Annotated in this window: 24 protein-coding genes and 2 pseudogenes; 15 read left to right on the top strand and 11 right to left on the bottom strand. The window is 69.2% G+C overall.

Going from position 1 to position 21787, the window contains the following annotated elements; all coding sequences use genetic code 11:
• The first annotated feature begins 94 nt into the window (after positions 1 to 94).
• Positions 95 to 961 (top strand): tetratricopeptide repeat protein, encoded by an 867-nt coding sequence (locus ACWD01_RS33185; protein ID WP_451167111.1) that lies wholly within the window; start codon positions 95 to 97, stop codon positions 959 to 961.
• Here the strand turns inward: ACWD01_RS33185 and ACWD01_RS33180 are convergent.
• Positions 952 to 1113: pseudogene (locus ACWD01_RS33180) on the bottom strand (IS5/IS1182 family transposase); the annotation flags it as partial. The gene ACWD01_RS33185 and the pseudogene ACWD01_RS33180 sit on opposite strands and share 10 nt — an antisense overlap.
• Between ACWD01_RS33180 and ACWD01_RS33175 the strand changes: the two are divergent.
• Positions 1091 to 1489: a hypothetical protein gene (locus tag ACWD01_RS33175; protein WP_451167113.1), complete on the top strand. Its 399-nt coding sequence runs from the start codon at positions 1091 to 1093 to the stop codon at positions 1487 to 1489. The pseudogene ACWD01_RS33180 and the gene ACWD01_RS33175 overlap by 23 nt on opposite strands.
• Before the next feature lie 44 nt (positions 1490 to 1533).
• Positions 1534 to 1701 carry a hypothetical protein gene (locus tag ACWD01_RS33170; protein WP_451167108.1) on the top strand — a complete coding sequence of 56 codons (168 nt, stop codon included), beginning with the start codon at positions 1534 to 1536 and terminating at the stop codon, positions 1699 to 1701.
• Between the two features lie 32 nt (positions 1702 to 1733).
• Here the strand turns inward: ACWD01_RS33170 and ACWD01_RS33165 are convergent, their stop codons facing one another.
• Together ACWD01_RS33165 and ACWD01_RS33160 are read right to left on the bottom strand one after the other, a co-directional pair.
• Entirely contained in the window at positions 1734 to 2099 is a 366-nt protein-coding gene (locus tag ACWD01_RS33165; protein WP_319656745.1) for a hypothetical protein, read from the bottom strand.
• Complete coding sequence (locus ACWD01_RS33160) at positions 2096 to 2359, bottom strand: hypothetical protein (RefSeq protein ID WP_359169482.1); 264 nt, start codon at positions 2357 to 2359, stop codon at positions 2096 to 2098. The genes ACWD01_RS33165 and ACWD01_RS33160 overlap by 4 nt, the downstream gene beginning before the upstream one ends.
• 181 nt (positions 2360 to 2540) lie before the next feature.
• Here ACWD01_RS33160 and ACWD01_RS33155 point away from each other — a divergent pair, with 181 nt between their 5' ends.
• A complete protein-coding gene (locus ACWD01_RS33155) occupies positions 2541 to 4529 on the top strand; it encodes an ATP-dependent nuclease (RefSeq protein ID WP_451167105.1) in 1989 nt (662 codons plus the stop codon).
• On the top strand, positions 4516 to 6384 hold the full coding sequence (locus tag ACWD01_RS33150; RefSeq protein WP_451167104.1) for an ATP-dependent helicase: 1869 nt from the start codon (positions 4516 to 4518) through the stop codon (positions 6382 to 6384). The genes ACWD01_RS33155 and ACWD01_RS33150 overlap by 14 nt, the downstream gene beginning before the upstream one ends.
• A gap of 288 nt (positions 6385 to 6672) precedes the next feature.
• Here the strand turns inward: ACWD01_RS33150 and ACWD01_RS33145 are convergent, their stop codons facing one another.
• Positions 6673 to 8181 (bottom strand): hypothetical protein, encoded by a 1509-nt coding sequence (locus ACWD01_RS33145; RefSeq protein ID WP_451167102.1) that lies wholly within the window; start codon positions 8179 to 8181, stop codon positions 6673 to 6675.
• Positions 8182 to 8361: 180 nt separating this feature from the next.
• Here ACWD01_RS33145 and ACWD01_RS33140 point away from each other — a divergent pair, with 180 nt between their 5' ends.
• From ACWD01_RS33140 to ACWD01_RS33125, 4 genes are all read left to right on the top strand, one after another.
• Positions 8362 to 9354: an immunity 49 family protein gene (locus ACWD01_RS33140; RefSeq protein WP_451167100.1), complete on the top strand. Its 993-nt coding sequence runs from the start codon at positions 8362 to 8364 to the stop codon at positions 9352 to 9354.
• 338 nt (positions 9355 to 9692) lie between these two features.
• Positions 9693 to 10700, top strand: a complete 1008-nt coding sequence (locus tag ACWD01_RS33135; protein ID WP_451167098.1) for a hypothetical protein — start codon at positions 9693 to 9695, stop codon at positions 10698 to 10700.
• A gap of 157 nt (positions 10701 to 10857) precedes the next feature.
• A complete protein-coding gene (locus ACWD01_RS33130) occupies positions 10858 to 11181 on the top strand; it encodes a WhiB family transcriptional regulator (RefSeq protein WP_451167097.1) in 324 nt (107 codons plus the stop codon).
• A 166-nt stretch (positions 11182 to 11347) separates the two neighbouring features.
• Positions 11348 to 11725, top strand: coding sequence for a hypothetical protein (locus tag ACWD01_RS33125; RefSeq protein ID WP_451167095.1), 378 nt, complete (start codon positions 11348 to 11350; stop codon positions 11723 to 11725).
• A gap of 326 nt (positions 11726 to 12051) precedes the next feature.
• On the opposite strand, the gene ACWD01_RS33120 is transcribed toward ACWD01_RS33125, so the two are convergent.
• Positions 12052 to 13869 carry an RNA-binding domain-containing protein gene (locus ACWD01_RS33120; RefSeq protein WP_451167093.1) on the bottom strand — a complete coding sequence of 606 codons (1818 nt, stop codon included), beginning with the start codon at positions 13867 to 13869 and terminating at the stop codon, positions 12052 to 12054.
• Between the two features lie 143 nt (positions 13870 to 14012).
• Here ACWD01_RS33120 and ACWD01_RS33115 point away from each other — a divergent pair, with 143 nt between their 5' ends.
• A complete protein-coding gene (locus ACWD01_RS33115; protein ID WP_451167092.1) occupies positions 14013 to 14267 on the top strand; it encodes a GNAT family N-acetyltransferase in 255 nt (84 codons plus the stop codon).
• Here the strand turns inward: ACWD01_RS33115 and ACWD01_RS33110 are convergent.
• Together ACWD01_RS33110 and ACWD01_RS33105 are read right to left on the bottom strand one after the other, a co-directional pair.
• A complete protein-coding gene (locus tag ACWD01_RS33110) occupies positions 14251 to 15132 on the bottom strand; it encodes a nuclear transport factor 2 family protein (RefSeq protein ID WP_451167090.1) in 882 nt (293 codons plus the stop codon). The genes ACWD01_RS33115 and ACWD01_RS33110 overlap by 17 nt on opposite strands.
• A 90-nt stretch (positions 15133 to 15222) precedes the next feature.
• The gene (locus ACWD01_RS33105) at positions 15223 to 16203 is read right to left on the bottom strand and encodes an aldo/keto reductase (protein ID WP_451167088.1); all 981 of its coding nucleotides are present in this window, start codon (positions 16201 to 16203) and stop codon (positions 15223 to 15225) included.
• Between the two features lie 99 nt (positions 16204 to 16302).
• Between ACWD01_RS33105 and ACWD01_RS33100 the strand changes: the two genes are divergently transcribed.
• On the top strand, positions 16303 to 16725 hold the full coding sequence (locus ACWD01_RS33100) for a MarR family winged helix-turn-helix transcriptional regulator (protein ID WP_451167087.1): 423 nt from the start codon (positions 16303 to 16305) through the stop codon (positions 16723 to 16725).
• A 155-nt stretch (positions 16726 to 16880) separates the two neighbouring features.
• Here the strand turns inward: ACWD01_RS33100 and ACWD01_RS33095 are convergent, their stop codons facing one another.
• The 3 genes from ACWD01_RS33095 to ACWD01_RS33085 all read right to left on the bottom strand — a co-directional run bounded on the left by ACWD01_RS33095 (position 16881) and on the right by ACWD01_RS33085 (position 17893).
• The gene (locus ACWD01_RS33095) at positions 16881 to 17063 is read right to left on the bottom strand and encodes a hypothetical protein (RefSeq protein WP_451167086.1); all 183 of its coding nucleotides are present in this window, start codon (positions 17061 to 17063) and stop codon (positions 16881 to 16883) included.
• A 204-nt stretch (positions 17064 to 17267) separates the two neighbouring features.
• Positions 17268 to 17633 carry a hypothetical protein gene (locus tag ACWD01_RS33090; RefSeq protein ID WP_451167084.1) on the bottom strand — a complete coding sequence of 122 codons (366 nt, stop codon included), beginning with the start codon at positions 17631 to 17633 and terminating at the stop codon, positions 17268 to 17270.
• Positions 17630 to 17893: a hypothetical protein gene (locus ACWD01_RS33085; protein ID WP_451167083.1), complete on the bottom strand. Its 264-nt coding sequence runs from the start codon at positions 17891 to 17893 to the stop codon at positions 17630 to 17632. Before ACWD01_RS33085 ends, ACWD01_RS33090 begins: the two co-directional genes overlap by 4 nt.
• 120 nt (positions 17894 to 18013) lie before the next feature.
• Between ACWD01_RS33085 and ACWD01_RS33080 the strand changes: the two genes are divergently transcribed.
• From ACWD01_RS33080 to ACWD01_RS33065, 4 genes and pseudogenes are all read left to right on the top strand, one after another.
• Positions 18014 to 18337 carry a hypothetical protein gene (locus ACWD01_RS33080; RefSeq protein WP_451167081.1) on the top strand — a complete coding sequence of 108 codons (324 nt, stop codon included), beginning with the start codon at positions 18014 to 18016 and terminating at the stop codon, positions 18335 to 18337.
• Between the two features lie 228 nt (positions 18338 to 18565).
• Positions 18566 to 19459 carry a nucleotidyltransferase family protein gene (locus tag ACWD01_RS33075; RefSeq protein ID WP_451167079.1) on the top strand — a complete coding sequence of 298 codons (894 nt, stop codon included), beginning with the start codon at positions 18566 to 18568 and terminating at the stop codon, positions 19457 to 19459.
• 186 nt (positions 19460 to 19645) lie between these two features.
• Positions 19646 to 19819: pseudogene (locus ACWD01_RS33070) on the top strand (DUF4396 domain-containing protein); the annotation flags it as partial.
• A gap of 991 nt (positions 19820 to 20810) precedes the next feature.
• Positions 20811 to 21434: a hypothetical protein gene (locus ACWD01_RS33065; protein WP_451167077.1), complete on the top strand. Its 624-nt coding sequence runs from the start codon at positions 20811 to 20813 to the stop codon at positions 21432 to 21434.
• A 39-nt stretch (positions 21435 to 21473) separates the two neighbouring features.
• On the opposite strand, the gene ACWD01_RS33060 is transcribed toward ACWD01_RS33065, so the two are convergent.
• A complete protein-coding gene (locus tag ACWD01_RS33060; RefSeq protein WP_451167076.1) occupies positions 21474 to 21782 on the bottom strand; it encodes a hypothetical protein in 309 nt (102 codons plus the stop codon).
• Positions 21783 to 21787: the final 5 nt, after the last annotated feature.

The raw sequence follows: 21787 nt of genomic DNA, 5'->3' as shown, positions 1-21787 counted from the left end.
GAACCCCTCAGCAAGGTTCATCGTCCCAGGTCAGGAAGGCACTTTCGCGTTTCCGCCCCACCAGCCGCCGCACCCAAGCGAAACGGCGAGGCTAGTGGCCCTTTACGAGCAGGTGCTCGGCCGGGAACACCCCGACACCCTCCGCACCCGAGCCCTCCGCGCCAAGGTGACAGGAAAAGCAGGACGTTGGGAGGCCGCCCGCGACCAGCTTGTCGAACTGCTTCCCGCTATGGAGAACGCGCTTGGCCCCAACGCCCCTGAGACCTTGACCGTCCGGTCCGAGCTCGCCACCTGGACTGGCGAGGCCGGCGATTGGGAGGCTGCCCGTGACCAATTCGCCAAGCTGCTGCCGCTGCGCACGTACGTGTCCGGGACAAAAGCCCCCGAGACGTTGACCGTCCGCTCCAATCTCGCCACCGCGACTGGCGAGGCCGGCGATTGGGAGGCCGCCCGCGACCAGTTTGCCGACCTGGTTCCCCTCACCGAGGAAGTATTCGACCCTAAGGATCCCACTACCTTGAACCACAGGTCCAACCTCGCCACTGCGACCGGGCGGGCAGGCGATGCAGCCACTGCCCGGGCGCAGTTCTCCGAGTTGCTGCCCGTGTACGAGGAGGTGCTCGGGCCGGAACACCCCGACACGCTCACTGCCTGGTCCAACCTTGCAGGCTGGACTGGCGAGGCCGGGGATTGGCCCGCTGCCCGTGACCAGTTCGCGCAACTGCTGTCCGTGCGCCAACAAGTGCTGGGCCTGGAGCACCCTCACACCCTTAACACCCGAGCGAACCGTGCCCGAGCGACCGGACATGCAGGGAACCCGTGTGCCGCGCGCGACCAGTTCGACCAGCTGGTACCCGTCTACGAGCAGGTGCTGGGCCGGGAACACCCCGACACCATCAACACTGCTAAAAACCTCGCCTACTGGAAAAATCAATGTGGGGGAAACCAAGAGTGCGGCTGATGGTAGTCGGCCCGGCCCTGGCCGACGCGGTCACACTCGGCCAGGATGCCTCCAGCAGGACGAACTGGGGTCCGCGAGCGTAGAGCGCGCAGCAGGCCGGGGGCGTTGGCGTGCGCGGTGCCGACCGGGATGCCGAAGCCGGCGGGGATCCGAAAGACCCACACCATCCCCCAGATCATGGTCAACAGGGGGGGACCACTCATGCCGGGGCCGGAGGCCGGGAACCCCATTGCTGGGCCGATCAAGAAGGTAATGGGGGGCTACCAGTTCGTTCGCGACCGACAGGACGATCTCCGGGACGAACAACACCCGGATGGCCACGACGCGTACGTCGAGTCCTGGCGCGACGCCCACAAGCTCAGCCAGGAGTACGCTACTGCGGTTCACGCGGGCAACACCGATGAGGCCCGCCGCCTTCTCGAAGCGCTCATGGCCATGGCCGACCAGTGGAAGAGCCACCCTGACTTCCCCGCCGCAACCCGCGCCGTCCGCGCTGTGCACGGCGCGGACACCACAGCGGAGCGGTGATCATGAAGGGCTTCTAGTTTCTCATTTCGGGCACGGTCGTCGTCATGCTGCTCCTCACGCCCCTTGTGATCCGCCTTCGCATCACTTCGTGGACAGTGGGGTGGCTGGCCATCCTGCTGGGCTCCATCGCCGTGATGGCCCTGCTGGGTCTGACAGCACGCCTCACCGTTACGGATGGCCGGCCGACGCTCGTTGACGACCTGGAATCCTGAATCGGTACGGACCCCGGGAAGAGCCTGCTCGATCAGCTCGTCCAGGTCTTGATCTGAGCGGCGACCTCCCGCACCGGGAGCCCGTCCCGGGCCGCGCGGGCCAAGGGGACAACGGTGTCCAGACCGGGGCTTACCGGAAGGCCGCACGCCGAGAGATAGGCCGCGGTCACCGTGGCCGCGTAAAGAAGATTGCGCGCCTCCAGACTGGGGTTCCTCGCCAGCTCGCACAGCAGTGCGGCGGCTTTGTGATGGGGCTCGGGATAGACCTCGTGGTCCAGGATCTCCGCCCGGTGACGTGCTTCCGCCGCGACCGGCACGCCGTAGTCGACGACCTGGGGATCTCCCGGGATCTGCTGCGCTACTGCCAGGAGCCAGGCGAGATCGATTCGGAGATTCACGCGGCGTCCCTCGGCGCGCTCTCTGCCAGCCCTTCCGGAAGACCGGGGTACCGGTCCTCGCCGACCTCCGCCTCGAACTGCTCCGTGTACCCGGCCAGGAACGCCGCTGCGCCAGCCATGAAGGCGGCACGCGACTGGTTCACATCAGCCTCGATCAAGTCGGCCACGTATCCCTGCAAGCTCAGGCCGCGGCGCTTGGCCCGGTCCTCGGCCGCCGCCCTGACGGCGTCGTCCAGTCGGATATTCGTCTGCTTTGCCATACCCACCACCATAGCTAGCCACTGATACCGTCGGCTAGCAGTCGCGCAGAGGTCGGTACCACGGCGAGATCGCCTATCAGGCGGTCGGGAAGGCCCGCAAACGCTGGGAAACCGCCCATCGGCAGGGGCGCCCCTGGAATGATGAATCACCACATCGCACCAGATCGCCAAAAGGGGACGAATGGGCCTGCATATTTCGCGGATCGAGATACACAACTTCCGCAACTTCCGTCACCTGGTCATCGACGACTTCCCCGCCCACGCGGTGATCGTCGGCGAGAACGGTGTCGGTAAGTCGAACCTGCTGGAAGCGATCCGCTTGGTCCTCGACCCCTCTCTGTCCGACGCACGGCGCATGCTGCGCGAAGAGGACATCTGGGAAGGACATCCCGCAGGCCTGGCGGGCGGAGCCGAAGTGACCATCGTTGTCGAGCTACGCGGCTTCGACGGCGACGCTGATGCCAAGAGCATCCTGTCCAGTGCCGCGGTGGACTTCGATCCCTACGTAGCCCGGCTGACCTACCGCTTCGCCCCTCGCACAGAGGTAGCAACCGGCGACGGATCCCAGGTGCAGCCCACCAGCCGGCCGCTGACCGCGAAGGACTACGACGTCGTCGTCTTCGCCGGCGAGCGCGAGACCAACGACGTACGCGCCATCCGCCGCGAAGTGGCCCTGCGTGTCCTGCCGGCCCTGCGCGATGCCGAGTCAGACCTGCACAACTGGCGGCGCAGCCCCATGCGGGATCTCCTCGAACGGCTTCCCCTGGACCCGGTGAACCTGGAAGCCACCGCCTCCGCGATCGCCACCGCTGTCGACCAGCTCACCAAGGACGACAACGTCGCCAAGCTGGAAGGACACCTCACAGACCGGCTGCAGGCCATGTTCGGGCCGCGCCTGGCTGTCCAGCCCACCCTCGGCTTCGCCTCCTCCAAGCCCGACGAACTGATCCGCGCCGTACGGCTGTTCTTCGACGAGGCCCGCCGCAGAAGCATCTCCGACACCAGCCTGGGCAGCGCCAACGTCATCTACCTCGGCCTGCTGCTGGAAGCCCTCAGCCAGCAGCGACTGGACGAGGAATTCATCGCCACCCTGGTAGCCGTAGAAGAGCCCGAGGCCCACCTCCACGTCACACTCCAGCGGCACCTCTTCCGGTATCTGCTGCGCACAGGGCCGTCGCTCATCCTCACCACCCACAGCCCGCACATCGCCGCCGTCGCCCCGGTCCGCTCCTTCATCGTGCTGCGCGCCACCGAGAGCGGCACGACCGGAGCCACCACAGCCGCCCTCCCCGTCAGCAACGAGGAAGCCGCGGACCTGGAGCGCTACCTCGATGTCAGTCGCGCCGAGGTCCTCTTCGCCTCCGCCGTGGTGCTGGTCGAAGGACTGGCCGAGCTGTACATCCTCCCAGCCCTGGCCGAAGCCGCCGGATTCGACCTCGACGCCTACGGCACCGTGGTGGCCAGCGTCCACGGCACCGACTTCAAGCCCTACCGGGCACTCCTCGGCCCGAAGGGCCTCAACACCCCCCACGTGGTCATCACCGACGGAGACGCCGCACGCGACAAGCGCGGCCGCCGGGAAGCCGGCCTCAAGCGAGGCGCGAACCTCCACCCCGAGGGAGCCCGCCGCACAGCCCTCCTGGACCAGATCGCCGCCCTGCCGGAAACCCAGGAAGCCAGCTACCAGACGACCCGCGCTCCTCTCGCCGCAGAGCTCCAGAACATCGGCGTCTACGTCGGCGCCCAGACCCTGGAGACCGACCTGTGCTCCATGTTCGGCGAGGAGATCATCCAGGCCTTCAGGGAGCTGAACGGCAACGCCGGCGCGATCGGCGACGTGAGCCGCGGGGTCGCCAACGAGCTGAACGCGATCATCGACCCCGACGTCCGGAAGAAGATGCTCAAGCGGATCGGCGACCTCGGCAAGGGCCGCTTCGCACAGCGCCTCGCCGCGCACATCGCCCAGGTCGACCTGGGCGCCCGGATCCGGTCCGAAGCGCAGATCGCGGACGACGTCCCGCTGGACGAGCATGCCCTGCGCCGCCTGGGCACGGCTTCCTACCTCTTCCTGGCCATGGAACGCATCAGCCGTGCGGCCCGCGGAACGCCACTGCTCACCGGCCACGCGGCGCCACACGGCAGCGGGCAGGGCAGCGATGCAGGTCAGTGACACCCTCCTTGCGGAGCTCGACAGTCTGCACCCCAGGCAGCGGACCGCCGTGCTCCACGACGGCAACGTCGTTCTGCGGGCCGGTCCCGGAAGCGGGAAGACGCGCACCCTCGTCGCCCGGATCGCCTACGTGCTCCAGACACAGATCTCGGCCTTCCGCGGCGTGGCCTGCATCACCTACACCAACGCGGCGGCCGAGGAGATCCGCCGCCGCGTCCTCAGCAGCGGCGTGCGCGCCGAAGGGCGGATCACCTGCTCCACCGTGCACGCCTTCTGCCTGAACGAGATCCTGCGGGCCTTCGCACACCTGACCGGCCAGCCGGCACCCCAAGCCGGACAGGTCCTCAACAAGGCCGCCACCGAAGCCCTTTTGCAGCGCTGCTTCGATCAGGCCGGCATCACCGAGGTTCTAGCCCAGCACCGCATGCCCCACAACACCCGGATCCGCCGGGCCCTGGCCTGCAACGAGAGCCTGGACAGCTTCGACCCGCGGGAAGTCCAGGCGGCACGCCTCTACGAGGAACAGCTCATCCTCCGAGGCGAGATCGACTTCGAGGCCATGGTCACGCGGGCCGTACGTACCGTCCGGGAGCACGAGCACGTCCGCGACCTTCTGCGAGCCCGCTTCCCCCACCTCGTCGTCGACGAGTACCAGGATCTCGGCGGAGTCCTCCATGAACTCGTCGTCGCCCTGCGCGATCTGGCCGGCATCACCGTCTTCGCCGTCGGGGACACCGACCAGTCCGTCTACGGATTCACCGGAGCCGACGCCAAGTACCTGACCGAGCTGGCCGCTCGACCAGACTTCCGCGACCTGGAGCTCGAGGTCAACTACCGCAGCGGCCAGGACATCATCACCGCCGCCGAAGCCGCCCTCGGGCTTCCCCGAGGGCGCCTCGCACGCGAGGGCGCACCACCGGGCGACGTCAACCTCAAACGAGTCGATGGAGGTCTCGAGGACCATGCCCGACTGGCCTGCGATCTCGTCGAGGAAGCGCAGAACAGGCACATCAGCCCCGAACGGATCGCCATCCTCTACCCCGCTCGCGGTCCCCTTCTCGACGCCGTGCGCAGCGAACTCACCCGACGTGAGCTGGACTTCCGGCACGAAGGCGACGACAAGCTGCCCGCCGGAAGCCTCTCCCGCTTCGTCCAGAGGTGCGCGAGCCGCGCCGTCACCAATTACCAGATCCACACCGCACCGGGCGCCCAACGCGCTGACATGCTGCGCCGCGCGCAAACACCGTCCCTCGCCGCCCTGACCCGCGCCCTCACCACGCTGCGCACCGAGGCCCAGCTCGCCCCGCCGACCTCACGACTGCATCTGCCCAGAGCTCTGCAGCTGTGCCTCGATCCCGATGAGCTCTACCCCGCCGACGCCCCGGCCCTCGCCTGGCTGGAGCAGCTGCGCGCCGGCCTGGCCCTCGACGAGGTAGCCGCGGAGCACCCTGATCAGGACAACACGAGCAGCCTCGACACCATGGCCGACCTGTGTAGGTCCAAGGACCTCCTGCTTCAGGATCTGGCACGCGGCGAGGAGATCATCGGGAAGGTCCTACTGGCTACCTACCACGCGGCCAAGGGCCGCGAGTTCGACACCGTGATTCTCCCGGGCCTCCTCAAAGGCATCATCCCGCGGGACATCCCCGACCGAGGGAAGTGGCGCGAAGCCACGGGGACGGAGCTCGCGGAACAGAGACGTACTTTCTACGTCGCCCTCACCCGAGCCGAGTCGACGGTGACCATGATTGTCGGCCCCGGGTACCGGACCAACAGCGGGTACTGGATTTCCCGTGGGCCCTCCGACTTTGTGATCGAGATGGTGCAGCGACTCTCTCCGAAGGAACAAGCCTGACTAGAGTCAGCATCCGCTGCACTCTGCGGCTGCCCGCTGATCTGACCTCTTTGCGCAAGGCGCCGTGGCCGTACTGGGCGCGAGCCCGCGCGGCGCACGTACGTGTCGATTCCCTGATATGTGCGATAAGCGGGCAGTTGGCGCTGTACGTTGGCAAGCAGTCCTCCCGGGCGTCGCGTCCCCCCGTGCGCGGCGTCCAGGGGCATACCCGCCGGATCCTGCGTGACCATCGGCCGCCGCCTGTCTGGTCCGCCCACCACGCGTTCACCACCATTCGGGCATAGCGCGCTACTCGCTCTTCGGCAGCAGCGCACGCAGGCGTGGGTAGCGGGCGAGCAGCCGGGCCAGGTGGGTCCTGAGGCGGCCCGGCTTGAGCGCGGAAGCGACGTGGGCAAGCCAGAAGTCCTCCACGGTGCGCCTGGCGTGCGTCAGGGCATCCTGGGACGGCGCGGTCTCGTCGTGGTCGGGAAGGTGCCGGCCGTAGACGGGAATCACCTCAATGCCGGCGGCACGCAGCGCACACAGGCGGTGCTGGCCGTTGGTCAGATTCTGCTGTCCGGTGTCCCACCAGATGTGGCCCCCTCCGATGAGGGAGCGAAACCAGGCGCGGTCGCGCTCGCTCAGGTGCGTGGCGCGGTAGAGCCGGTCCTGTTCGTCGCTGTCGGGTTCGGCGCGGGCGAAGGCGAGCACGGCCGCCGTGATCGCCCTCCAGTCGTCGGCCTGGTGGTAGGGGCAGGCGGCGAAGTCCTGATCGCCGAGCCGGGCGAACAGCTCGGCGTGGGCGGTCTTGCTGTGACCCTTGGGGTAGGTGGCGGCCAGGGCCTTCGCCCGCTCACCGTAGGGACACTTGAACAGGCCATGGGGCCAGGGAAGCTGGGAGGCGGCGACGGGGCGGATGCCGGTGACGCCGTCCAGGTGCAGAGCCCGCTGGGCGGGGCTGCTGAACCTGCTGGGGTACAGAGCGGCCTCCGAACCAGGCGGCTTCGGCCGTAGGCGGGCATCGGCGTGGAGCTGCTCGGTGAGGTCGGGTTCGGTGACACCGGCCAGTTCGTAGAAGGGACCCTCGTGCCAGGCTTCGTCCTCGTCGGAGCGGCGACGCTCCGGGTTGGGCTGGATCAGGACAGTCACCGGAACCTCGGGCAGCACGAGGATGCCGGACAGGCCGTGGACCGAGGCGAGGGTAAGGCGACCGCGCGCCCAGGCAGGATCGTTCAGCACTGCGTCGAGGGCGTCACCGGCGAGGTGGCCGATCCATTCGACACGGTGGAATCCTTCGTCGATGCGCATGTCCCACTTCGGGTGCCGCAGGGCATGGATCTGCAGGTAGTCACCAACCATGACCAGGTGGGCCGGCTTGTCGAACACGGCTGCCCGCTGCCGCGGCGGCTGCGGCTCCGGCGCGGCGGCCGGCGCCACGAGGTCGGGGCCGTGGATGGTGCTGCGAAAGGGGTGCGGTCCGGCGGCCAAGCGGCTTCCGGTGAAAAGGGGCTCTGGTGTCTCTGGCCACCAGGGATGGGCGGAATCCCCGCGGGCCCGGTCGCTGTCGACCTCGCCGAGGGTCCACTGATCACCCTCGCGCAACATGACCGGGCCTGGCATGCCGTGACAGAACACGACCGCGATCTGCCGGGTTGCCCGGGTACGCACGTGGGTGGAGCCCGGAGCCAGGAAACCGATGTCGGTGATGATCTCCACCCGCTCGATCCGGGCGAACCCCTCGCCGTCCGGCACGCCGTCGACGGCCATCCGTTCCGAAGCGATCTGGAGGTAGTCCCCCGGGCGAAGCGCGGTACTCACGTGCGGAACGGTCATTCCCTACCCCCGGTGCGCCGCCTCACAGTGCGGCGGTTTGTGATCTCCTCGTGTATACCGCACCGGGCCAACAGCTCCTGCCCGGCCTCGCGAGAGGACTGTGCTGTCAGTGCCCGTTGATAACGTGCTTCGTCCAGTCGTGGAGTTCATGAAGGGGCGGGGTACGTGCGGAATGTGACATGCCATCAGGTTGACGGGCAGCGGTTGGCCGAGGCGCTCGACGACATTGACGGGCGGGCCTACACGCGGTGGCACTGGCTGCGGTACGGCAGCATCTCGCCGACGCTGATCCGGGCCATGGCGGACGAACTGCTCGACCATGTCGCCGCGCGGACGGTGATGGAGCCGGGGCTCGACGCTGCGGCCGGCATGGTCGCCGTCACCGCCGCGGAGTGTGTGCACGGAGTGCTGAGCATCATGTGCTTCCCGGACGGGGACCAGGAACTGCGGTTCCCCCTCGTCGGGGAGCGGATCAGCACGGATCCGGACGACGACGAGTTCGGGGACGGGCCCATCACCTTCCGGGACGTCGTCAAGGAGGCGCCCACCGCGCGGACCTGGCTCGACATGTTCGAGATGTGTGTCGTCAGCGGGCATGTGTGGGACTGGGAGCGGGTCACCGGGCTGCTGCTGCGCGGCGACTACGCGCCCGCCATCCGTGACGGCGTGCCCTACAACCGGTACACCTCCGTCTCCGACCCCGCCGACCTGGCCGCCATGGACGCCCTGTGCCCCTATCTCACCGAGGCGGCCGGGCATCTGCCCCGCGACTGGCCTACGGTTCCGCTGCGCAAGCCGGACGCCGGGGAGCGCGCGGAGGCCGCCCGGCGGCTCGACGAGGTCGATGACGCGTTGAGCGCGGACCAGCGGCTGCTCCGCGTACTCCTCGACGACGACCAGCACGCCTTCGAGGACGCCCTCGTCGCCCGGCTGGTCGCGTACCGGGAGAGCGTCGAGGCCGATGCCGGTGATCCCGCGCCCCGGTCCCTCCTCCCCCTCGGCACTCTCGCCCTGGCCTGCCTCGCCGTCCAGGTCCATGGGTGGGAACTCGGTGTCCGGTCCGGGTATCTGCCGTCCGGTCTGCTGGGATCGCCGGACGCGCTGCTCCGGGCGGCGGAGGGGAACCGGAACAGCTTGGGCTGCTGGGCCGCCAAGTAGGCCACCCGGGGTGCGGAGGTGGGCCTGGCCCGGCATCCAGGACATCGTCGTGGAGACGGACTCGTCCCCACCGAGGCAGCGCGTACGTCTGTGCGATAGCAGTCGGCGCCCCGAGCCGACGAACGGCGTGGCGCCCCCGTCGAGTCGAGCCCGGGGGATACGGTGGCGCCCTGCGGCATCGGTCTGCTGCTCCTCACGCGAACCTCGGCCCACTGGTTCAAGGCGGAGGCGAAGAAGCTCGGCTTCGATCAGAGCCATCTCACCGACCGCACCACCGCACACCAGTGCCTGTTCCTCACGCTCCGCGGGCCGACGGAGCGGAGCGAAAGGTACCCGCCATGTCGGCCACCCAGACCAGCAGCCGGGCCCGGACGTACGCCCTCTACACCGGAGCTCCCCGCCAGCTCGCGTGCGAGGTCGTCGCCGGCCTCCCCCGGCGCGCCCCTCTCATCCCCGCTCCCGCCCACCACGAGCAACTCCTGCTCGAGTCCGAGGTGTTCTACTGGGTTCTCGGCTCCCAGCGGAACTTCTTCGAGTTCCCCTTCGGCATCCAGTACGTGCAGCCCACCGCGGACGGCATCAGGCTCCACCTGGAGAGCAACGCGAGCCTCGACAGCCTGCTGGCCGGCCTGCTGCCCGGGTGGGTGAGCGTGGGTACCGGCGACGACGAGATCCACGGCCTCAACGGGTGCCGGATCACGGCACGAAGCGAGCGCGGCCTCGAGCTTCGCCGCCTCGGACAGCCGACCAGCATCCGGCTCACCGGACCCTCCCGACGCGCCTTCCAGAAGGCCGAAGCCGCGCTCGCCGAGCGCATCCGAGACCACGGCGGCGAGGCCAGCTGGCTCGCTGGCGACACCTGGACCGCCCACGAACGCCGTTGGGAAGACGAGCGCCAGCCACTGCCCTACGAATCCACCTGGCGTGACGCGGCCTGGCTCCCCAGCGGGCTGCTGCGCCGCCTCGGCCTCCTGCACACCGTCGCCGTCCCCCAAGTCGTCACCGGCCACGAGTCCCGGCTGGGGGAGTGGTGGGTCCTGGAGCTGGACCACGATGCCGACACCGGCCTGCGCCGCGCCGAGTTGGTCCAGGCCCTCACCGACCCGGAGCACGGTCTTCCGCTGGAACTGCGGGGACACCGTGACCTGACCCCCGGCAAGGGCCTCGGCCTGATCCTCCTGAAGTCCCCGGACAACACCGCCACCCTCCAACTGCGCTACGACCGCTTCGACTACCCGGTCAAGCCCGAGCGGGCCGAGATGTTCGCCGCGATCCGGCGACGGATCAGCACCGTGACGGGCGAGGCCCCGCTCCCGGCGATGCCCGACTGCTCGGCCACCGGCTGAGACGCCAAGCACCACCAGGACCGCCGTCAAGCCCCCGTCACCCGAACGGATTGCCGTCTCTCGGCGATCTCAGCCCCGTGTTCGTGCCGTACCGTTTCCGGACTGCGCCTGCCCGGGGGGGGGTAGGGGGCCGGACCAGGGAGAGGGCGGCATAGGGGTGGTCGGGGATGATCAGGACTGGAGTGAGCACGCGGCCTGCCGAACCGCCGATCCCGACGAGCTGTTCGTCGAAGGCGCGGCACAGAACAAGGCCAAGGCCATCTGCACCGGCTGCCCGGTGCGTACCGAGTGCCTCGCCCACGCCCTCGACCTGCGCATTGAGCACGGCATCTGGGGTGGGATGACCGAGCGCGAACGGAGGGCTCTTCTGCGGCGGCGCCCTCTGGTCACGTCCTGGCGCCGCCTGCTCGAGGCCGCCCGATCGGAGCACGAACAGACCGTCGGTGCCGAGGACGGACAGGCATGGGGCGCCACCGGATGACGAGTGGCTGCCTCGGCCGAACGGACCTCCCCAGTGCCGGCGGTCACATCAGTGCCGTCCGCCCGGCTGGCCGTTCCTGACAGCTTCGCTCCCCTTACCTGCAGCCGACTCACTAACGTCACCCCCTATGGCGACAGACCTCGTTAGCGGCCCTACCCGCAGCTGCATGCGGGAGATCAGCTCACGGATCGAACTCTCCCCACTCGCGGGGAAAACCGATCTGCTGCTGCGGATTGAGGACCGTAATGTCCTCGTCGGCGAGTGCAAAATCTGGAAGGGCGCCTCGAAGTTCCACGAGGCCATCGACCAGCTGTTCGGCTACCTGACCCGCTACGACCGCTTCGCGGTGCTTCCGCTGTTCATCCACGCAGCGCAGCCGAAGCCGATCGTGGAGAAGGCCACTCAGCTGCTGACCAACCATCCGCGCTGCGTCTCCGCGACTGTCCCCGATGACGACGGCCGCCAGTACAGCTTCGTGCTGAGGTCCCCTTCATCGACGCCCTGGGATGCGGAGGTGGCCCTGATTCCCTTCGTGATCAGCTAGGCGGCTCTGCACTGGGGGAACCGAGTGGTGGCACGTCCCGGAGCACCTGCGGGGACGTGCCACCGCAGGTCAGCCAGACGCTGACGCTTCTGCGTTCACTACGGTGGGCCACGGCAAGTTCTTCCGGGTCTTCGTGTAGCCGACCACCGCCGGCGCGGCCCCCGACACGGTCGACCTGACCGGCACCGTCCATATCGACTTCGGAGCTCGGCGCTCCCTGTTGGCGGCCCTGCCGCGACGACGGACAGGCCCCACCACTAAGCACTCCGCTAGACCAGGTTCCACGCTCTCTTCTCTGGCGCAACGCCGGTGCGCACAGTCCGGTCCTACAGGACGTCCACCTCGGCGTCGACGTAGCCGAAGTGGCGAGCCATGTGTACCAGCGCCTCCTGCAGCAGGCGCTGGCGCTTTGCGCGGACCATGGCGGGCGCCGTGGTGATGGTGACGGCCATCCGCAACCTGGGGCCGCCGTCGTTGGGGCCGAGCGGCGTCAGGTCGACGTGCGTGTCCAGGTCCGGCAGGACGCCGTTGTCGGCGGGCTGTTCGCACGTCATCCGCAGTTCGGTGGTGGGCGGGGCGGCCCACGACAGCCCGGCCGGGTCGCCGACGACATCGGGCAGCAGCTCGGCGGCTGTCTCCCACGCTGCGAGCAGCACGGCCTGGACCTCGTCGAGGCCCAGCCGCGTTTCCCCGCCGGGACCGAGGAGCGCGGCCCATGCCTCCGGGTTCTCTATCAGGACGTCCGCGCAGGCGACCACGGTGGACTCCATCGTGGTGGGCAGGGCGAGCATGACGGAGGCCTTCACGGCCGGGCCGCCGTCGGGCCCAGCGATCGTGCACGTGTAGCCGACGGAACGGGCCGAGTTGTCAAAGGGCCCCCGTTCCCAGCGAGCGGCGGGCAACTCCGCGCCCCGGCGCCGGGACAGCATCGTCACCGCGCCGGCCACCGCGCTGTACTGAAGCTGCTGTTCGAGCAGCGTACGCCGGGGTTTGCTGACCTCCAGCGCGCCCGGGTCGGCCCAGGGCAGGTTCACCAGGGCGCGAAGGCGTAGCGCCGGCGTCTGGCCGGCGGTCCCGATCTCGGCCGACCGGCCCTGGTCCAGGCTGAAACGGGGAAGCGGCTGCCACCGCCACACGCCGCGGCCCGAACACGACAGCCGGCCCGCACCCCACGATCCGCCGTCGAGGTCCACGCTCCGAGCGTCGGCCGGGATCACCCACGGGGTGTCCGAGTCGGCGGGAAGGCGGGGGAGGCCGATGGCCGCGAGCGGGTCCTGACCGCCCGGGGCACGCCGCCCCGATTCGACGATCGCCTGCCAAACAGGCGCGGCGACGGCGGCCGGAGGGCGGCCGGGCACCAGACACAGCACCCATCCCGGCTCGCCGTCCGCCTCATGCTCGAAGTCCTGCAGTACGGCCGCGCACTGCGCCCACGCCTCGCCGGCCGGTTTCCCCAGCCCGGCTTCGGTCAGCTGCTCGTAGGCCGCCCGCATCTCCCGCTCGCGGTCGGGCACGCCTTGTCCGACACGCAGCCCGCTGCCGGGCCCGGCAGCCGACACGGCCTGCCGCACGAGCTCGGTGAGAGCCTGGGCAGTGGGCATGCCGGAGGCGCGGACGCCGGCGGAGAGTAGCTGCAGGATCTCGGCCCGGGGCAGCCAGTACGTGCTGTCGCCGTCCCTCATCGGTACGGCGACAGTGTCTGAGCGCGGCGAACCGGGCTTGCCCACCGGGGCCGGCACGACGAAGAGAGCGTCGGCTCCCTGCACGGGGATGTCGATGAACAGCACCCGTGCGCCGTCCGCACCAGACCATCCGACGCGCACCCCGCGAGGAGCCGGGGCGACCCGCTGCCGGATCAGCTTGCGGATCTGGTCCACGTTCACCGCGGCCGGGTCGAGGCCGACGATGCGGTCCAGGACCTCTTCGTCATGCTCGAGTCGGGTGGCGATGCCGATGCCGATGACCCCGCCGCCTCCGTTGGCGAACGCCGCGACGTCCTTTGTGAGCTCCTCGACCGCCTTGGGATCGGCCAGTTGGTACGGGGCCGCCTTGGCGTCGAGCCACTGCGTCTCGCGTAGTCCGAGCAGGGACACCGGATCGTGGGCGTCCAGCGCGGCCAGCGCGCTCTTCAGATCCTTCACCACCCCTGCAGTATCCAATGCTGTATACCTCGGGCCACCGGGTCTCGACCGTCGCTGAGCCGGCGGCCGTTGTCCCGGCCACCCGCCGGTGGGGTCTCCGGACGAAGCTGGTCCGGGCGCAGCCGTACGCTGCCAAGGTGGCAGCCATGGAATCCGTCGACACCGCCCTGGACCGTGTCTGGCCCGCCCAGCTGCGCACCGACCGTCTCCTTCTGCGGCCGGTCACCCGGGAAGACGGCCCCCTGGTAAGCGAGTTGTTGACCGACGACCGAGTCCGCGCCCACCTCGGTGGTCCGGCCACGGAGGAGCGCGTCGCCGCCCGGCAGGCCGCCTACCCGACGATGGCCGGCGGGCGAGCCGACGGGCTGTTGCGAAATATCGGGGCTAGTGGGTGGTGGTGATGGGCTGGGTCTGGGTGATGGTGGCTTGCTGGAGTTGGGGGAAGCGTCCGTTGCCGTCGGTCAGGGTCCAGTCGTGGTGGGTGCGGGCGGTGACGGGGCGGCCGTCGGTGTCGATGCCCTGCCAGTCGAGGTCCATGGAGAGCGTCAGGTGGCCGGTCTCCTGGGGGTGGACGGTGAGGTTGTGTACGTCGTGGTGGCTGGCTTGGACGAGGCTGGGCAGGCCGGTGAACCAGTCGGCGATCGCTTCGGCGCCGTTGAGGGTGCGTCCGTCGCTGAGGTGGAACGAGGCGTCCTTGGCGAGGATCTCGGTCAGTGGGGCGGGGTCGGGGTTGCGGCTTTCGATGAGGGTGAGCCAGTAGTAGACCAGGCTGGCGGCGCGGTTGAGGGGGTAGGCGTCCTGGAAGGGTTCGTCGATGAAGTGGTCGAGTTCGACGATGACGCGCCGCATGGTGGGCAGAGCGGGAGTGCTGTAGTCGAGCTGCATGGCGTAGTGGAGGGCTCCGGCGCGCTCGTCGCCGTTTACCGACCGGTTGCTGTAGTGGAGGTCGATGCTGGCCAGCCACTGGCCGGTGGTGCCGATCGGCAGGATCTGGAACCGCTTGATGTGGTGGGCATGGCCTTCTCCGACCGGGAAGGCTTCCACGCTGGTGCGGTAGTTGTCCTTGCCGGTCTCGATGCCGCCTTCGGGTCCGACCCCGCGGATGATCTCGATGTCGTCGCTGAGGAGGTCGAACTGGTTGTCCCAGTTCTTGGGGTCGCGTTCGTAGAACGCGAACCAGCGGTGCAGTTGTGCGCGCGCGGTGTTGGCGGCGTTCTGCAGGTCGATCTGGGCCCGCAGCTGGGCCAGCTCGGAGTTCTCGGTCATGGGTGGGGTCCGTTCGTGGGGTCGGTGTTCTGGCGGCGGTTCTGTTGCCCCGGCCCTGGGGTTGTGCTGGGCGTCTGGGCAGGGGCGGTGTCAGTTGTTGACGCGGTCCATGAAGGCTTCGGGGTAGCGCAGGCCGGCGGCGGCGCCGGGCGGCATGGCTGCTTCCAGGGCGGCGAGCTGGTCGGTGTCGAGGTGGATGTCGGCGGCGGCGGCGTTCTCCTCCAGGTAGGTGATGCGCTTGGTACCGGGGATGGGGACGATGTCGTGGCCCTGGTGGAGTAGCCAGGCCAGGGCGAGCTGGGTGGGGGTGTGGCCGGCTTCGGCGGCCAGGGTGCGGACCCGCTCGGCCAGCTTCAGGTTGTTGTGCAGGTTCTCGCCCTGGAAGCGGGGGTCGAAGCGGCGGTAGTCGTCGGGGGCCAGGGTGGCGGTGTCGGTGATCTTGCCGGAGAGGAATCCGCGGCCTACGGGCGAGTAGGGGACCACGGTGATGCCGAGTTCGCGGGCGGTGGGCAGGATCTCGGGCTCCAGAGCGCGCTCCCACAGTGAGTACTCGCTCTGGAGAGCGGCGATCGGGTGCACGGCGTGAGCACGGCGCAGGGTGTCGGCGTTCACCTCGGACAGTCCGATGTGGCGGATCTTGCCGGCTGCGGCGAGCTCGGCCAGGGCGCCGACGGTGTCCTCGATTGGTACGGCGGGGTTGCGGCGGTGCAGGTAGTACAGGTCGATGTGGTCAAGGCCCAGTCGCTGCAGTGAGGCGTCGACGGCCTGCCGGGCGTATTCGGGGGTGGAGTCGACGGTGAAGTCGGTCCCGTCGGCGCTGGCCCGGGATCCGAACTTGGTGGCCACGACCGCTTCGTCGCGGCGCCGTCCTGCCAGGGCGCGGCCCAGGAGGCGTTCGTTGTGGCCGGCTCCGTAGACGTCAGCGGTGTCGAGAAGGTTCACGCCGATGTCGAGCGCGTGGTGGATGGTGGCGATGGACTGGCTGTCGTCGGTGGCTCCGTAGAACTCGGACATGCCCATCAGGCCCAGGCCCACGGCGGACACCGAGGGACCGCCGGTGCGCTGCTTCATGTGAGGACTCCTGTTCGGTGGGGATGAAACAACATTATGCTCCATAACCATTATTGTCAATCGTTGTAGATGGTTATAACTTCCTCTAGGGTGGGGTGCATGACGCTCACTCCCGACCCGCTGACCTCCGAGGTGACCGCTCTCTTCTCGACGATCACCGACCGGTACACCCGCGAATACGAGTCCGCGGCGGCCCACCACGGCCTCACCCCGCAGCAGGTCAAGGTACTCATCGCCCTGGAAGGCGCCGCCCTGCCCATGCGGCGCATCGCCGAGCGCCTGGGCGCCGAGCCCTCCAACCTCACCGGCATCGTCGACAAGCTCCAGAGCCGAGGCCTGCTCGAGCGCCAGCCCGATCCCGGCGACCGGCGTGTCAAACTCCTGGCCATCACGGACACCGGGAAAGAGATCGCCCGGGACCTGCTCGCCCGCCTCCGCTTCGCCCGCGACCCGCTCGCCGCCCTCGATGAAAACCAGCGGCGTGACCTGCGCGACCTGCTCCAGCTCATGGCCGGCACCTGAGAGCAAGGATCCACCTCTGCCCTGGCCACGGGGCCGGGCAAGTCGATCGCGGTCCCGAGCAGGCCGCACAGCTCCGGCAGGACCTCGCCCTGGCCCTCGCCATCGCACCCGCGCGGTGGATGTACGCGCACCGGCGCACTCCCCCGGCCATGGCTTCACCGCAGGTCCGGCTGCTCGATGGTGAAGGCGCTGCCGGCGTGGGTCAGCCGCGGCAGCCTGGCCAGTGAGTGCGGGACCGCGGACAGCCGCAGTTTCGTGCCGCTGGCCTTCGCCGCGCGGGCGGCTGGTGCCGCCGGGGCTGCCTCCGCGTCCCACACCAGCCGCGAAACCGACGCCACACAAGCACCGACACGGTGATCCACCCATGCCAACGGCGCTCTCCGGCATGCTCGCTCATCCAGACACTGACCAGCCCGGATAACCCACAGCGAAGATGTGGGACAGCTTCTGACGGCACGCCTCACCGTTACGGATGGCCGGCCGACGCTCGTTGATGACCTGGAATCCTGACTCGGTACGGACCGTGGGAAGAGCCTGCTCGATCAGCTCGTCCAGGTCTTGATCTGAGCGGCGACCTCCCGCACCGGGAGCCCGTCCCGGGCCGCGCGGGCCAAGGGGACAACGGTGTCCAGACCGGGGCTCACCGGAAGGCCACACGCCGACAGGTAGGCCGCGGTCACGGTTGCCGCAAAAAGGAGATTCCGCATCTCGAGGCTCGGGTTTCTCGCCAGCTCGCACAGCAGCGCCGCGGCCTTGTGATGGGGTTCGGGGTAGACCTCGTGGTCAAGGATCTCCGCCCGGTGACGTGCTTCCGCCGCTACGGGGACGCCGTAGTCGACGACCTGGGGGTCTCCCGGAATCTGCTGCGCCACTGCCAGGATCCACGCGAGGTCAATCCGGAGGTTCACGCGGCGTCCCTCGGTGCCGTCTTCGCCGGGGTCTCCGGGAGTCCGGGGTACCGGTCCTCACCGACTTCCGCATCGAACGCGTCCGTGTACGCGGCCAGGAACGATGCGGCGCCGGCCATGAAGGCCGCGCGGGACTGGTTCACGTCCGCCTCGATCAGGTCGGCCACGTACCCCTGCAAGCTCAGGCCCCGGCGCTTGGCCCGGTCCTCGGCGGCTGCCTTGACCTCTTCGTCCAGGCGGATGTTCGTCTGCTTTCCCATACCAGCACTGTAGCTATGTGCCGGTACCAGCGCATAGCAACTGGAGAGGTCGGCCCGGGACCGGAGCGGGAGGTGGGATCATTTCGGGGGCAAGTGGGACGGGTGCGCCGGAGGGGCAACATGATCGACCTGGAAGAGCGCGTGAACCGCGTGTTCAATCCGGACCTGCGTCCCCTCGTCAGCGAGGCGTACCGGTGCTACGTCTCCGGCTCGGCCCGCGGCGCGATCGTCCTGACGTGGACAGCTGTCTGCGCCGACCTCATCGCCAAGGCCCAGATCCTCCACGAAGGGGGCGAGAGCCACGCGAAGGACCTGGTCGCCGATGTGGAGCGAGCGCAGATCAGCGCGGAGTCCGAAGCGATTCACCTGAGTCCGCGCCCGCCCCGACCCGCGATCAGATTCCCCGATATGTGCGATAAGAGGCCAGTTGGCGCGGTACGTTGAGCAGCAGTCCCCCCGGACGCCGCGTCCCCCCGTGCGTTGCGTCCGGGGGCATAATCCGTCGGCTCCGGCCTGATCAACGGTCGCCGCCCGTCGGGCCCTGACATACACGGCCCTCGCCCGCGCGCCTCGCCAGGACCACTTCTCACCCCTCCGCGGGATGGCCATCGGTGGAACTCAACCTGATGGTCCGGCCACTACCCTGGTGGCCAGCGGGATCGAGGGAGCAACATGAAGCGCACGAGAGCTGTCGAACTGGTCGAAGCGATGCTTCACCGGCTCGACTGCCCTCAGGAATGGCCCCTCCGCCTGGTCCGGCAGGTGTGGCTGTTCGGCAGCTTCGCGCGCGGTGCCACCGAGCCCCACGACGTCGACGTCGCTGTCCGGTTCGAGCGCGACGAACGGATGAACCAGGCCGTCGTCCAGGCCATCTTCTCCGGCGGTAACCCCTACGCGCCGCTGCGCCGCGCGCTCGCCGGGGCGTCCCGCGGCCTGCAATTCCAGTTCGAGGACGCGGCCCGCGAGCAGCTGGAGGCCGAAGGCACCTTCATGCTCCCGCTGTGGCAACGAGGTGACACGCTTACCGAAGCTCTCGGCGTGCTCCACGCGATCACCGAGGACCCCGAAGCCGGCCGGGCCGAGCGACACGACATGATCGACGCTTTCGAAGGCCTCGACCGGCACATCCCCCGCCCGATCCGGGCAGAACTGATCGGGTGGCAGCGGCAAGAGGCCATCACCATTTCCCGCATTGAGCTCTCTGACGCGCCGGACGACACCGACCTGCTGGCGACCTCGGACATGCGCTGGGCCTTCCGCCGGTGGAACGACGACAGCCCGCTGCGCCGCGCGGCCCTGGCGGGGCTGGCCTTCATGAAGGAACTCGGGGTCGAGCTCGACGACGTCGAGCTGGCCGGTCAGCGGCTGCCCACGCCGCGGCGCCGTGCGGGGCACCGGAGTGAACCCCGCTGGTGGATCAACTGGAAGTGGCAGGGCCACCAGAGCATCCCGTACTGCGTCACCCGCGCCGACGGCTGGCTGGAGGTAGTACAGCCCACGCGGACGCGCCCGCTGAACGCGTTGGTGATCAAACCCGGGCCCAAGGCAGCAGCATTCCGACACTGATCTACCCGTGCCAGCAGCCGGTGATTCGGTGGACCCGCGAAGCGTGGCCCCCTCGCGATCACGCCCCGCCTCCAGGATGCTCCGACCAGCGCTGGCGTAAGAAGCACCCGGCAGAAGGCCCGACCCGGCCATGCCCCAGCTCCGGGCTCCACGTCCTCGTTCGCCGGGCCTGCCCACACGTATCGAGACGACGCGATCATCGCTCTCACGCCGGGCGCGATGGACGCGCACCTGTCCGATGGACTGTTCTGGTCGGCCCTGCTGGGCGGCTTCGTCGTCGCCTTCTTCATCACCACGCTGGTGAACAAGTGGATGATCGGCCGCGGCAAGGGCCACGCCGTCGTCCATGCCTACCACTGACCACCGCCCGCTCGACACCGTGCCCGGCCGCACCTTCACGGTGCGGCCGGGCACGTTCGTGGTCAGGGGCGTTAGCTGGAGAGGTACCCGTCCGCGGCCCCGCCGCCCCGGCTGGCAGGCCGACGAGTCCCGGACCCACTCGCCCGAGGGAACGCACGCCCCTCAGAAGGTCCGCGGCCGGCATGCCGCTATGCTCCCCGGCATGGTTGTGGCCCGGGCGACCCGTAGTGCGCCGCGGTCCCGCTCTCGTGCAGCGGGCCCGTGGCGAGTGTGGGTGCTGGCCGCGCTTCTCCTCACCCTTATGTACTCCCACGGTGTCAGCGCGGAGAGCGCCGTAGGCCACGCGCATCCCGGGGCGCCGACCACTGCGGTAGCCCTGGACGCTGCGAACCCGCATTCCGCTGGGCACAGCCACGAGGCGCCCGACCCGCACTCCGGCCAGGGGCATACCGATCACCAGGATGCTCCGGAGCCCGATCACGCGGCTCACCAGTGTGTGTCCGGCCAGCCCCAACAGGGCGCTGCGCTGCCCGGCCCGTGCGAGACCCAGGCCATTCACCGGCCTCCGTACGCGTACGCATCCGGCGCGGCTCGACCTGTCACGGCCCTCTTGGCCCCTGCCCCCGTGCCGGACTCAGCGGTCCTACGGATCTAGACCTTCACGCCAGCCAACCGGTCGACGTACTTGGGCACACCCCTCAAGCCGTCTCCGCCCGTGCACCAGCGGCGGCTCGGTCATGCCGCGCGTACACGCCTTGGCTGCCACGCGGTGGCGTGCGGCGCTGCATGGCCGGCTCACGTTGCGCTGTGCCCGGTGACGCCGATCTTCGGCCCCGTCCTGCCCGGCTGTCTCGTTGAGAGCCCCAGGCCCCACTGAACTTCCCTTGAAGGGTCCGCTTTGTCCTCCTCGCCTACTCTCGCCACGACGCCCCCGTCCCCGTCGCAGCCGACCCGCAGCCAACGCCGCTCCAGCAGCAGACGGGAAGGCGTCATGCTGCCGTGGCGCTATCTCGGCTACGTCGGCTACTACGTCGGTGCCGGCCTCATCAGCGGCGCGGTTGTCCACCACCCCATGGCCCCCACCCGCTATTCGTTGATCGCCGCGTCCGGCGTACTGGTCTTCCTGCTCGCGACCGTCCTCAACGACATCATCCTCGCGACCGAGAGGCAGCCCCTGGCACGCATCCTGCGCGTGCTCGGTACCTCGACGATGCTCTCGTTCGGCCTCGGCATGCTCAGCGGCGGCATGCAGCACTTCGCAGACCTCCCAGAACGCTGCGCCGTGCTGATACCGCTGGGCATCGTCCTGTCCTTCGTCGCCTTCTTCCTGAAGGAGGCCAAGAGGCCCTGGCGGCGCATCCTCAGCCTCACGGGCCTGGCCATCCTCGTCGTAACGGCCCTCACCTTCCTCGGCCTGCGCCACATCGCCCCCACCATGGCCGAGTCCGGAGGCGGACACAGCCACAGCGACGCCGTGACCGAGAAGGGAAGCGACGAAGGCCCGGAGGACCACCACGGCAGCAACCCCACCAGCCCACCCTCCCAGCCCGCCGCATCTCCGGAAGACGCCCATCCCAGCAAGGAGCCTGGGCACGACGACGGCCACCAGCATTGAGCCGACCTGCTTCCGCCGTCAGGCCCCGGCGGCGGGGGGTCAGCGTGGCTGGGTGATCTGCTCGCGCTGGCGACGGCGCCTGTAGCGGGTTACCCCGCGCGGCTTGAACACCGACAGGGCGGCCGCCGTCAGGAGCACCAGCAGGGCGGCGGCCGCGTCCGCGATCAGCTGGATGCGCATGCCCTCCAGCTCGCCGTCCGCGAGGGCGGCCCGGGCGGCCGCGTCGGCAAGATGGCCGACCGGCTGCATGTGGACCAGCAGCAGAAGGGTCGCCACCACGGTGATCAGGAGCTTCGCGATGACCCAGTAGTGCCGCAGCAGCCCCCATACCGTGCCGAACGACTGCACCAGGC

This window comes from Streptomyces sp. NPDC002835, assembly GCF_053591995.1.
This window is presented reverse-complemented; position numbering and strand designations above follow the sequence as displayed.